At 72.7% G+C, this 12,130-nt stretch carries 12 protein-coding genes; 4 read left to right on the forward strand and 8 right to left on the reverse strand.

The annotated features are described in order from the left end of the window. Nucleotides 1-411 (reverse strand): HAMP domain-containing protein (locus tag ACZ45Q_RS25030; RefSeq protein WP_468265186.1); only part of this gene is annotated, 411 nt, incomplete at its 3' end. A gap of 508 nt (nt 412-919) precedes the next feature. Between ACZ45Q_RS25030 and ACZ45Q_RS25035 the strand changes: the two genes are divergently transcribed. Next, nucleotides 920-1,291, forward strand: a complete 372-nt coding sequence (locus ACZ45Q_RS25035) for a PRC-barrel domain-containing protein (protein ID WP_468265188.1) — start codon at nt 920-922, stop codon at nt 1,289-1,291. A gap of 46 nt (nt 1,292-1,337) precedes the next feature. Then, a complete protein-coding gene (locus ACZ45Q_RS25040) occupies nt 1,338-1,784 on the forward strand; it encodes an ATP-binding protein (RefSeq protein WP_468265190.1) in 447 nt (148 codons plus the stop codon). Between the two features lie 57 nt (nt 1,785-1,841). On the opposite strand, the gene ACZ45Q_RS25045 is transcribed toward ACZ45Q_RS25040, so the two are convergent. Continuing rightward, nucleotides 1,842-2,276, reverse strand: coding sequence for an ATP-binding protein (locus ACZ45Q_RS25045; RefSeq protein ID WP_468265192.1), 435 nt, complete (start codon nt 2,274-2,276; stop codon nt 1,842-1,844). A 265-nt stretch (nt 2,277-2,541) separates the two neighbouring features. Between ACZ45Q_RS25045 and ACZ45Q_RS25050 the strand changes: the two genes are divergently transcribed. Then, nucleotides 2,542-2,814, forward strand: coding sequence for a DUF4190 domain-containing protein (locus ACZ45Q_RS25050; protein WP_468265232.1), 273 nt, complete (start codon nt 2,542-2,544; stop codon nt 2,812-2,814). A gap of 17 nt (nt 2,815-2,831) precedes the next feature. Here ACZ45Q_RS25050 and ACZ45Q_RS25055 read toward each other — a convergent pair whose 3' ends face one another. Further along, a complete protein-coding gene (locus ACZ45Q_RS25055) occupies nt 2,832-4,736 on the reverse strand; it encodes an AMP-dependent synthetase/ligase (protein ID WP_468265194.1) in 1,905 nt (634 codons plus the stop codon). Between the two features lie 153 nt (nt 4,737-4,889). Between ACZ45Q_RS25055 and ACZ45Q_RS25060 the strand changes: the two genes are divergently transcribed. Then, the gene (locus ACZ45Q_RS25060) at nt 4,890-5,123 is read left to right on the forward strand and encodes a DUF6480 family protein (protein WP_468265196.1); all 234 of its coding nucleotides are present in this window, start codon (nt 4,890-4,892) and stop codon (nt 5,121-5,123) included. 31 nt (nt 5,124-5,154) lie between these two features. On the opposite strand, the gene ACZ45Q_RS25065 is transcribed toward ACZ45Q_RS25060, so the two are convergent. The 5 genes from ACZ45Q_RS25065 to ACZ45Q_RS25085 all read right to left on the reverse strand — a co-directional run. Then, nucleotides 5,155-6,243: a glutamate--cysteine ligase gene (locus tag ACZ45Q_RS25065; RefSeq protein ID WP_468265198.1), complete on the reverse strand. Its 1,089-nt coding sequence runs from the start codon at nt 6,241-6,243 to the stop codon at nt 5,155-5,157. 109 nt (nt 6,244-6,352) lie between these two features. Further along, nucleotides 6,353-8,575, reverse strand: a complete 2,223-nt coding sequence (gene glgB / locus ACZ45Q_RS25070) for a 1,4-alpha-glucan branching enzyme (protein WP_468265200.1) — start codon at nt 8,573-8,575, stop codon at nt 6,353-6,355. Nucleotide 8,576: 1 nt separating this feature from the next. After that, the gene (locus tag ACZ45Q_RS25075) at nt 8,577-9,941 is read right to left on the reverse strand and encodes a maltokinase N-terminal cap-like domain-containing protein (protein WP_468265202.1); all 1,365 of its coding nucleotides are present in this window, start codon (nt 9,939-9,941) and stop codon (nt 8,577-8,579) included. A gap of 31 nt (nt 9,942-9,972) precedes the next feature. Then, nucleotides 9,973-11,691, reverse strand: a complete 1,719-nt coding sequence (gene treS, locus ACZ45Q_RS25080; RefSeq protein WP_468265204.1) for a maltose alpha-D-glucosyltransferase — start codon at nt 11,689-11,691, stop codon at nt 9,973-9,975. A gap of 5 nt (nt 11,692-11,696) precedes the next feature. Then, the coding region (locus ACZ45Q_RS25085; RefSeq protein ID WP_468265206.1) for an alpha-glucosidase C-terminal domain-containing protein at nt 11,697-12,130 on the reverse strand (434 nt) is incomplete at its 5' end.

Below are 12,130 nucleotides of genomic sequence, written 5' to 3' on the forward strand. Positions count from 1 at the left end.
GCCGCGGGCGTCCACGTCGATCTTCTGCGACAGGTCGCCGCGGGCCACCGCCGTGGCCACCTGGGCGATGTCCCGCACCTGCGTGGTCAGGTTCCCCGCCATCGCGTTGACCGAGTCCGTCAGATCGGCCCACGTCCCCGAGACGCCCGGCACCCTGGCCTGGCCGCCGAGCCGGCCCTCGGTGCCGACCTCGCGGGCCACCCGCGTGACCTCGGAGGTGAACACGGACAACTGGTCGACCATGCCGTTGAAGACCGTGGCGATGTCCCCCATCAGGCCCTCGGCGTCGGCCGGCAGACGGGTGCCGAAGTCACCGTCCCGTACGGCCGTCAGCCCCGCCAGGAGCCGCCGCAGTTCCTGATCGCCCGGTACCGGGACCGCATCGACGCCCCCGGTGCTGTCGCTGGTCATGCGCACCCTCGTTCCGCTCCCCAGGAGTCCCCGCGGCGGAGGACTCGGAACCCGCCCGGACCGGCCGGGCCGCCCGGGCATGATGTGCGTGCATTTCCGCAGTTCACGGATTTGCCCGACGGTGAAAAAAATACGTCAGAGGCTAACCCACCGCGCGGGGCGCGGACAAAGCGGGGTGGCGGTCGTGTGACGCCCCGACGGCCCGCGGACGCCCGGCCCGCGGTCGCCGGAGCGGGTGCCCGGCGCTGCGTGGGGCCCGCGGCGGCGCGGGAGACCGTGGCGGCCTGGGAGCCCGTGGGGGCGGCAGGCCACCGCCGTCCGACGCGGCCCGCCCCGGTGTGCTCTCGTGCGCCCGCGGGCCCGAACCGGCCCGGGGCACCGCGCCGACGTGCTGCGACGCGCTCCGAATGCGGTGGCGCCCGGCGGGTATCCGCTGCTGTGGGACCGGGACGGCGACCACGGCCGCCCGGAGGCGGCCCGTCACCGAGCCTGGGAAGGAAGGAGCAGCGTGCCGAGGGACAGCATCTGGTCGTACCCGCCGGACAGCGGCCACGTCGAGGGAGCGGACCTGACCGGGTGCGCGGTCGTCGCCCGCGACGGCGCGATCGGACACGTCGACCGCCAGGCGGACCACTTCGGCATGCGGCACCTGGTCGTGGACACCGGCGTGTGGGTCTTCGGACGCAGCGTGCTGGTGCCCGTCGGCGTGATCACGGGCGTCGACACCGGGGCCCGCCGGGTGACCCTGTCGTGCAGCCGGGCCGAGGTCAAGGGCGCGCCGCGGTTCCGGACCGACAGCGAGACCATGGACCGCGGCTACCTCGCGGCCGTCGGCGACTACTACGACCGGCTGCCGCCGCGGGAGACCCCCGCACCCTGAGCCGGGTGCCAGCGAAGTCGAGCGGAACGCAGGGACACCGACTGACATGGAGCCGACCGATCAGACCACCGTGCAGGTCACCGCACCGCCGCGCGCCGCGGTGACCGGCGCCGCCACGGCCCGGGCCCACGCGGAGGCGGTGGTGCGCGGGCAGTGGGCCGCGGAGGGCCGCCGCCCCCGCGACGAGGACGTCATCGACCTGCTGCTCGTGGTCTCCGAACTGGTCACCAACGCGATCCGGCACGGCGGGGGACTGGCCGGCTTCGAGGCCCGTACCACCTCGGAGGGGGTGTGGGTCGGCGTTCACGACCGCAGCGACGTCGTGCCCGAGGCCGCCTACGGGCCGGCCGTCTTCCCCGTGGGGCACCGGGGCAACGGCTACGGGTGGCCGCTGGTCGTCCGCCTGGCACGGGAGATCACCGTGGACCGCCGCCCCGGGGGCGGCAAGGTGATCGGCGTGCTGATGCCGGTGCGGGAGGCACACGACGGGTGATCCGCGGGGTCCGGCGGAAACGCCCGGGGCGCTGACGGGGACGGGGAGCGGGGAAGCTCACCAGGGCAGGAAGACGTGGATGTCCTTGCCCCGCTCGTCGGCGACGACGCTGACCTGGTCGCAGAGGGTGTGGATGAGGTGCCAGCCGATGCCGCCCCCGCCGTTGCTCGGGTGGAAGGGGCGCGGCGCGGGCGGCGTGGTGTTGGTGTCGTGCATGACCACGTGCACGCCGTCGAAGGTCCGCCGCAGCCGCAGCTGGAAGGGGCCCGGGGCGTACTGCACCGCGTTCGCCGCCAGTTCCGTCACCACCAGGAGGATGTCGTCCCAGTGCTCGGGGGCCGTCGGCGGCGACACCCGTGACAGGTCGTAGAGGAAGTCCTCAGCGACCAGCCGCGCACCGGTCACGTTGTGCAGTTCCCCTGCGAAGCTGGCGGTGCGGTTGGTGATCTCCTCGGAAGCCAGTGTCCTGTCCCTACGCGACTCGGCTGCCATTTCGCCTTCCCGGGCCCGGCCCGCGGCCGGACTGTCGTGCTCTCCTTTGCCTTCTCCACGTGTGTAAGTTCCCGTGCCGGCCGAGCCTACGCGCCTGTCTGCGCCCCGCCACAGCTGGTCACGACGGGTGACGACGCCGGTGCTCGCCGTCCGGGTGCGGCCCGGAATGCGCAGCGGATCGGCGGGCAGACGGACTGCGCAAGACCCCCGGAGCGCTCCGTCCGGAGCGTCCGGCTGTCCGAATCCCCTCGCAACAGGAGACATGATGACCGGTTACGGCAGTTCCCCCGCGGCTTCCAGGTCCGGCACCAACGGTCTGGCCGTGGCGAGCCTGGTCTGCGGAATCATCGGCCTGTTCGTACTGAGCGTGATCCTCGGACCGGTCGCCATCGTACTGGGCGTCCTGGGGCTGCGGCAGGCCCCGGCCAAGGGCGGGTCCGGCATGGCCAAGGCCGGCCTGGTGCTCGGCGTCGTCGCCCTCGTCCTGTACGCCGTCCTGCTCGCCGTCGGCGGCTTCAGCTGGTACGTCGGTGGCTGACCGGCCCGCGCCGCCGCTCAGCGCAGGAACACGTTGTCCGAGTCGTCCCAGGCCGCGGACTCGTCCGGCAGGGTCCGCGGCCGGCGCGACCGGGCCTCGTACATCGCGTCGATCTCGGCGGCGTAGGTCCGTACGATCTCGTCGCGGCGGAGCTTCATCGACGGCGTCAGCAGCCCGCTGGCCACGTCGAAGGGTTCCGGCAGGATGCGGAAGACCCGGATCGACTCCGACCGCGACACCGCGCTGTTGGCGGCGGCCACCGCCCGGGCGACCTCCTCGCGCAGGGCGTTCTCCTCCCGGGCCTCGCGCAGCGCCGCGTCGCCCTGGAGGGCGAGTCCCGCCCGCCAGTGCGTCAGGAACTCCGGGTCGAGCGTGATCAGCGCCCCCACGCAGGGCCGGTTGTCGCCCACGACGACCGCCTGGTGGACCAAGGGGTGCATCCGCAGCCGCTGTTCCAGGGCGGCCGGGGCCACGCTCTTGCCGCCGCTGGTGATGATGATGTCCTTCTTGCGTCCGGTGATCGTGAGGTACCCCTCGTCGTCGAGCTGGCCCAGGTCCCCGGTGGCCAGCCAGCCGTCGCGCAGGACGGCCCGGGTGGCGGCCTCGTCGCCGATGTAGCCCTGGAACACCGACGGGCCGCGCAGCAGGATCTCCCCGTCGTCGGCCACCCGGACCTCCGTGCCGGGCAGGGGCCGGCCGACGGTGCCGGACTTCTCCCGGCCCAGCGGCTGCATCGTCACCCCGCCGCTGGTCTCCGTCAGCCCGTAGCCGTCGTGGACGTAGATCCCGATGCCCTCGTAGAAGAGCGACAGTTCGCGGCTGAGCGGTGAGCCCCCGCAGGTCGCCCGCAGGACCCGCCCGCCGAGCGCGGCGCGCAGCCGTCGGTAGACCGTCCGCTCGTACAGCGCGTGCTGGAGCCGCAGGTCGAAGCCGGGACCCGGCCCGCCGGTCAGCCGCCGGCGCTCCACGGCCGCGGCGAAGTCCCGGGCCGTGTCCGCGGCCCGCTCGAACAGGCCGCCGCGGCCCGCCTGCTGGGCCGTGCGCAGGAAGTTCTTGTAGATCTTCTCCAGCAGCGACGGCACCGCGTAGAGGTACGTGGGCCGGAACGACCGCAGGGCCGAGGTGAGCGCCTCCCCGGTCATCTCCGGCTCGTGGCCCATCAGCAGTCCGCCGCGGATGCACAGGCCCTGGATCATCAGCCCGTAGACGTGGGAGAAGGGCAGGAAGGCGAGGACGGCGCCCTGCTGTCCCGGCGGGGCCGCGGTGTGCCCCCAGCCCGCGAGCAGCGTGTCGCAGACGCCGGCCAGTCCCCGGTGACTGAGGGCGCAGCCCATGGCCCGGCCGGAGGTGCCGGAGGTGTAGGCGACGACCGCGGTGGAGTCCGGCAGCACGATGCGGCGCATGGAGTCGACCGTGGGCGACGGGATGAACTCCCCGCGGGTCGTCAGCTCCCGCAGCGCACCGGCGTCCAGCTGCCAGACGTGGCGCAGGGCCGGCAGCGACGCGCACACCGAGCCGACCGTCATCACGCTCTGCTCGTCCTCGACCACCACCGCCGCACAGCGGGCGTCCCGCAGGATCCACTCGACCTGCTCCCGCGAGGAGGTCGGATAGATCGGCACCACCTCGGCGCCCACCGCCCACAGCGCGTAGGCGAGCACCGTCCACTCGTACCGGGTGCGGGCCATCACCGCCACGCGCTCGCCCGGCGCGATCCCGGACGCGATCAGCCCCTTGGCCAGGTCCACCACCTCGTCGCGGACCTCGACGGCCGTCACCTCCTCCCACACGTCCGACGCCGGGTCGGGGCGGCGGGCCAGCAGCGGCAGCGTGGGTGTGCGGGCCGCCGTGTCGAAGAGGCTGTCGGCGAGCCCTCCGGTCAGGGGCGGGGCCGCCTGGGGAGCGGGAGCGACATCGCGCATGCGCTGCTCCTGTGGTGTACGGGGCGTGACGGAGCCGACGAGAACCGTCATCGGCGGTGCTCGAATGTATCGGAGGCGACGCGGGCCGGGGACCGGGACGGCAGAAGTGTTCCCGCTTTGATGATCTCGGCCGGATCGGGGGACTCGGACGGCATGAGCTATACGAACCCCGACCCCGAACCCGAACGCAGTTCCGGCCTCGAACCAGGTGGAGGTGTGCCGCCCGGCGAGACCCCGCCCGCGGAGAGCAGCCTGCCCGAGGCGGGCCCGCGAGAGGACCACAACCCGCCCAAGGGGTGGGCCAAGGCACCGCTGACGCTGATCCTCGCCGTGGCCGTCCTGATCGCCGCCGGCTTCCTCGCCTACGCGCTGGTCCTCATCCTGTGACCTTCCCGCCGGTCACGGCCGGCGGGACCCCTCACTCCAGGGTGCGCCGCACGCACCCGGTGACGACGTCCCGCAGGCTCCCCGTGCGCTCCAGCAGCTCCCGCTGCACCTGCGCGCCGTTGCCGTGGCGCAGCAGCGCGGCCGACGCCGCCCGGGCCCGGCCGAGATCACCGGCGTCGGCGAGCGCCTCCCCGACGTGCTCCAGCAGCGCCCGTACGACCGCCTCCGCGGGCATCCGCCGCATGGTCGCCGGGTGCAGCAGCTCCCCGGAGAGCCCGGACCGGGCGGCCCGCCAGGCGGCCAGCCGCAGCATGCTCACGCTGGGATCGGCCGGCGCCCGGCCCGCCCGCCACTCCCGCGCGGCCGTCTCCACCAGGGCCCGGGCGAGCGCGGCCAGCAGGACGGCGGTCCCGGAGTGCAGGCAGACGTCGGCGACCCGGAACTCCACCGTCGGATAGCGCTCGGACAGGCGGACGTCGAAGTAGACCATGGCGGTGTCCAGGATGGTGCCCGTGGCGACCATGTCCGCGACCCGCCGGTGGTAGGTCTCGGCCGAGCCGAACAGCTCGGTGGGGCCGGCCGACGGCCAGCGCTGCCAGACCCGGCTGCGGTAGCTGTGGTATCCCGAGTCCTTGCCCTGCCAGAACGGCGAGTTCGCGCTCAGCGCGGTCAGCACCGGCAGCCACGGCCGCACCCGGTCGACGACCGCGACGCCCTCCTCGTCCGAGGCCACGGAAACGTGCACATGACAGCCCAGGACCAGTTGCTCCTGGACCACCACGCCGTACTGCTCGGCCATCCACCGGTAGCGGCGGTTGACCCCGACCGCGGGAGTGACCGGCAGCGGGGAGGTGGCCAGCGCGGCCACGGCGCAGCCGAGCTCCCCGGCGTACTCGGCCGCCTCCCGGCGGCAGCGCACGATCTCGGTGCCCAGGCGCTCCATGTCCGACTGCGGATGGGTGGCGAACTCCACCATCTGGTCGTGCAGTTCCTTCTCGAAGACCTCCTGCCCGGCGTCCTCGTGCGCGGCCCGGGCGAGCACGGCGGCGGACAGCGCCCGCGGTTCTCCGGTCTCGGGGTCGACCAGGAGGAGCTCCTCCTCCACTCCGACGGTGCGCACGATGATGCCGCCCTTCCGTGAGCCCTGCGCGGCGACGACGAGGTTTCTCGGTCGTACGACCCCGACTGCCCCGCTCCGGGCGCCGGACACCTGGTCGTGCCGCCAGGGCTCACAGATCGGCCGGCATCAGCCACACCGTGGCCAGCGGCGGCAGGGTGAGCCGGAGCGCCCCGTCCTCCGGCTTGACCGGGCCGGGGTTGGTCACGCCGCTGCCGCCGTAGTGCGCGGCGTCGGTGTTGAGGACCTCCTGCCAGGCGACCACGTCGTCGGGGACGCCGAGCCGGTAGTCGTGCCGGACGACCGGGGAGAAGTTCGACACCGCCAGCAGCGGGGCGCCCTCCGCGCCGAAGCGCAGGAACGCGAAGACGTTGTCCTCCGCGGCGTCGACGGCCACCCACCGGAACCCGCCCGGGTCGGTGTCCCGCTGCCACAGGGCCGGCGTCGCCCGGTAGCGGGCGTTCAGGTCGCGCACCAGGTCCCGCACCCCGCGGTGGTCGCCCGCCGAGTGGTACCCGTCGTCCAGCAGCCACCACTCCGGACCGTGCTGCTCGGACCACTCGGCGCCCTGGGCGAACTCCTGCCCCATGAACAGCAGCTGCTTGCCGGGGTGGGCCCACATGAAGCCGAGGTAGGCCCGGACGTTGGCGCGCCGCTGCCACCAGTCGCCGGGCATCTTCGACACCAGGGCCTGCTTGCCGTGCACGACCTCGTCGTGGGAGATCGGCAGCACGTAGTTCTCGCTGTAGGCGTACACCATCGAGAAGGTCATCTCGTGGTGGTGGTACTTGCGGTGGACCGGCTCGTGGGCGACGTACTCCAGCGAGTCGTGCATCCAGCCCATGTTCCACTTCAGCCCGAAGCCGAGACCGCCGGTGTCGGTGGGCCGCGTCACCCCGCCCCACGCCGTGGACTCCTCCGCGATCGTCACCACACCGGGGCACCGCCGGTAGACGGTGGCGTTCATCTCCTGGAGGAACGCCATGGCCGCCAGGTCCTCCCGGCCGCCGTACGCGTTGGGCTCCCACTGACCGGAGTCGCGCGAGTAGTCCAGGTAGAGCATGGAGGCGACCGCGTCGACCCGCAGGCCGTCGATGTGGAACTCCTCGCACCAGTACACGGCGTTGGCGACCAGGAAGTTGCGCACCTCCGTCCGGGCGAAGTCGAAGGTGTACGTGCCCCAGTCCGGGTGCTCCGCCCGGCGCGCGTCCCCCGGCTCGTACAGCGGGTCGCCGTCGAAGCGGGCCAGCGCCCAGTCGTCCTTGGGGAAATGCGCCGGCACCCAGTCCATGATCACGCCGATGCCGGCCCGGTGCAGCGCGTCGACCAGGTGCTTGAAGTCGTCCGGCGTGCCGAGCCGCGCGGTCGGCGCGTAGTACGACGTCACCTGGTAGCCCCAGGACGGTCCGAAGGGGTGCTCGGCGACCGGCATCAGCTCCACGTGGGTGAAGCCCAGGTCCTTGACGTAGGCGGGGAGCACGTCGGCCAGCTCGCGGTAGGTCAGCCCCGGCCGCCAGGACGGCAGGTGGACCTCGTACACCGAGAACGGCGCCTCGTGCACGGGGGTGTCGGCGCGGTGCCGCATCCACTCCTCGTCGCCCCACGCGTACCGCGACGCCGTGACCACCGACGCCGTGTTCGGGGGCTCCTCGGCGAGCCGGGCCATCGGGTCGGCCTTGAGGAACCGGTGCCCGTACTGCGAGGTGATCTCGAACTTGTACTTGGTGCCCTCGCCGACCCCGGGCAGGAACAGCTCCCACACCCCGGAGGAGCCGAGGGAGCGCATCGGGAACGCGGTGCCGTCCCAGTAGGTGAAGTCCGTGGCGACGCGCACGCCGCGGGCGTTGGGCGCCCACACCGTGAAGCGGGTGCCGCGCACGCCCTGGTGGGTCATCGGCTCGGCGCCCAGCGCCCGCCACAGCTGCTCGTGCCGGCCCTCGCGGATCAGATGCAGGTCGAACTCGCCCAGCGCCGGCAGGAACCGGTACGGGTCGTGCACCTCGGCCTCGTCCGACGCGTACGCCACCGACAGGGTGTACTCCGGGACGGCGTCCAGGGGCAGCACCCCGGAGAACAGGCCGTCGCCCTCCGAGACCAAGGCGTGCCGCTCGCCGTCGACGACGACGCCCACGGAGCGGGCGAAGGGCCGCAGCGCCCGGAAGGCGACACCGCCGGGCACCGGGTGGGCGCCGAGCAGGGCGTGCGGGTCGTGGTGGGCGCCCGCCAGCAGGCGGCCCCGGTCCTCGGGGTCGAGCGGCGGCGCGGTGCCGACCGGTCCGGTGGCGGACGGGACGGGACCGGACGGCTCGGGGAGCGAGGTGTCGCGGAGGGCCATGTCAGTCTCCTCTCACGGCGAGTCGTTCGATCGCCGCCATGGGTACGGGAAGCCAGTCGGGGCGGTGCCGGGCCTCGTACAGCACCTCGTACACGGCCCGGTCCGTCTCGTAGGCGCGCAGCAGGCCGTGCTTCTTGCGCGGGTCCCAGCCGGCCCGGGCGGCATAGCCCGCGCAGTAGGCCTCGCGGCAGCGGCGCGCCCACTCGGGGCGCCACGGGCGGCGCTGCCGGGCGGCGTAGTCGAACGAGCGCAGCATGCCCGCGATGTCCCGCACGGGGGAGTGGGCGCTGCGGCGCTCGGCGAGCGGCCGGGACGGCTCGCCCTCGAAGTCGATGACGAACCAGTCCCGGCCGGCCCGCAGCACCTGCCCCAGGTGCAGATCGCCGTGGATGCGCTGGGCGGCGGGACCGGCGTCGCAGGTGGCCAGCGCGGCGAACGCGGACCGCAGACCGGGCACGAAGGGCCGCAGCGCCGGGACGGCGTGCGCGGCGGAGGTCAGCCGCTCGGTCATCCCCGCCGCCGTCCGGCCGTTCTCCCCGGGCGCGCCCGCCGGGAAGGCCGACGCCAGGGCCACGTGCACGTCCGCCGTCGCCCGGCCCAGGTCGTGGGCCTGCGCGGTGAAGTCGTCCCCGGCGGCCAGCGCGTCCAGGGCGAGCGTCCAGCCGTCGGCCGCGTCGGGCAGGAACGGCTGGAGGACCCCCAGCGTCGCGCCGTACGGATGCGTGGTCCGGAACCAGGCCACGGGCGCCGGCACCCGCCCGCACCCCTGCCGGGCCAGCGCGCCCGTCACCTCCAGGTCCGGGTTGACGCCGGGCTGGATGCGCCGGAAGAGCTTCAGGATGAACTCGTCCCCGTACACCAGCGACGAGTTGGACTGCTCCGCGTCCAGCAGCCGGGGCACCAGCCCGGCGGGCACCGGTCGCAGCGGATCGCACTCGAAGCGCAGCGGACCGGCGGTGCCCGGGTGCCGCAGCCGCTCCAGGAGCAGCTGGGCCGCCCGCGGGTCGTGCAGCGCGTCGTACACCGTCAGGCCGGCCAGCGGGCCGTCCTGCACCTGCCCGATGAGCGCGCGGCCCAGCCGGGGCGACGGCCGTTCCCGCACACCGAGCAGCAACTGGTAGCAGTCGCCGCCCGCCAGGGTGCCCCCGGGCGCGGGCACCGGCCCGTGCCCGGTGTGCACCAGCAGGTGCAGACAGCCCGGGAACAGCTCCGTCATCGACAGCAGGCCGAGGTCGGTGACGGGCCGGTCCTTGCCGGCGAACCAGCGCTGCCGGGGCAGCCACTCGAGCAACAGTTCGCCGAGCGACACCATGGGGTCGGCGAGTTGCCGCGCTGGTCTCGGGCGCAGGGATGCGGTCTTCGGCATGGTGACGCGTCCTTTCCTCGGCCTGTGCCGCTCACACTCGGCGGCCGATGCGGGATGCGACTCGGGTGAGCCGGAACCAGTAGAATCCGTGGCCCCCGAGGGTCAGCAGGTACGGCAGTTCGCCGATGGCCGGGAACCGCACCCCGCCGAACAGCTCGACCGGATGGCGCCCGGCGAACTCCCGCAGGTCGAGTTCGGTGGGCTGCGCGAACCGGGCGAAGTTGTTGACGCAGAGCACCAGGTCGTCCTCGTACTCCCGCAGGAACGCCAGCACCGCGGGGTTGGAGGAGGGCAGTTCGGTGTAGGTGCCCAGGCCGAAGGCCGGGTTCTGCTTGCGGATCTCGATCATCCGGCGGGTCCAGTGCAGCAGCGAGGACGGCGAGGCCATGGAGGCCTCGACGTTCGTGACCTGGTAGCCGTAGACCGGGTCCATGATCGTGGGGAGGTAGAGGCGGCCCGGGTCGCTGGTGGAGAAGCCCGCGTTGCGGTCCGGGGTCCACTGCATCGGGGTGCGGACGGCGTCGCGGTCGCCGAGCCAGATGTTGTCGCCCATGCCGATCTCGTCGCCGTAGTAGAGGATCGGCGAGCCGGGCAGGGACAGCAGCAGGGCCGTGAACAGCTCGATCTGGTCGCGGTCGTTGTCCAGGAGGGGCGCCAGGCGCCGCCGGATGCCGATGTTGGCGCGCATGCGGGGGTCCTTGGCGTACTCGGCCCACATGTAGTCGCGCTCTTCGTCGGTGACCATCTCCAGGGTCAGCTCGTCGTGGTTGCGCAGGAAGATGCCCCACTGGCAGCCCGAGGGGATCGCCGGGGTCTTGGCGAGGATCTCGGAGACGGGGTAGCGGGATTCGCGTCGTACGGCCATGAAGATCCGCGGCATGACCGGGAAGTGGAAGGCCATGTGGCACTCGTCGCCGCCGGAGGTGTAGTCGCCGAAGTAGTCGACGACGTCCTCGGGCCACTGGTTGGCCTCCGCCAGCAGCACCGTGTCCGGGTACAGGGCGTCGACCTCGCGCCGCACCCGCTTGAGGAATTCGTGGGTGGCGGGAAGGTTCTCGCAGTTGGTGCCCTCCTCGGCGTAGAGGTAGGGCACGGCGTCCAGTCGGAACCCGTCGACGCCCAGGTCGAGCCAGAACTTCAGCGCCGCCAGCATCTCCTCCTGCACGGCCGGGTTCTCGTAGTTGAGGTCCGGCTGGTGGGAGAAGAACCGGTGCCAGTAGTACTGGCCCCGCACCGGGTCGAAGGTCCAGTTGGAGGCCTCGGTGTCGACGAAGATGATGCGGGCGTCGGCGTACTGCTTGTCGTCGTCGGCCCAGACGTAGTAGTCGCCGTAGGGGCCGTCGGGGTTCTTGCGGGACTCCTGGAACCACGGGTGCTGGTCGCTGGTGTGGTTCATGACGAAGTCGATGATCACGCGCATGCCGCGCTGGTGCGCGGCGTCCACGAACTCCACGAAGTCGGCGAGGTCGCCGAACTCGGGCAGTACGGCGGTGTAGTCCGAGACGTCGTAACCGCCGTCCTTCAGCGGGGACTTGAAGAAGGGCGGCAGCCACAGGCAGTCCACGCCGAGCCACTGGAGATAGTCGAGTTTGGCGGTCAGGCCCTTCAGGTCGCCGATGCCGTCGCCGTTGCTGTCCTGGAAGGAGCGGACGAGGACCTCGTAGAAGACGGCGCGTTTGAACCAGTCCGGGTCCCGGTCCTTTGCGGGCGTGTCCTCGAAGGTGTCCGGTACGGGCTCGTTGACGGTCATGGGACCTACCACCCTCCGTTCGGCGCCGCGGCGGACGAGCGCTGGACATGGAGGACGTGCGCGGGTGCCCGTCCGGGCTCCAGGCGCACGTAGTCGGTCCTGCCCCAGTGGTAGGTCTCACCCGTCAGTTCGTCGTGGACCGGCGTGGACTCGTGCCAGTCGAGGCCGAGTTCCGGCATGTTCAGTGAGATCGTCGCCTCCTGGGTGCGGTGCGGATCGAGGTTGGCGACCACCAGCACGACGTCGGACCCGGTGCGCTTGCTGTAGGCGATCACGGCGTCGTTGTCGGTGTGGTGGAAACGGAGGTTCCTGAGCCGGTGCAGGGCGGGGTGGGCGCGCCGGATGGTGTTGAGCTTGGTGATCAGGGGGGTGATGGTGGTGCCCCGGGCTTCGGCGGTGGCCCAGTCGCGGGGTTTGAGCTGGTATTTCTCGGAGTCGA

This window comes from Streptomyces sp. NPDC031049, assembly GCF_055571015.1.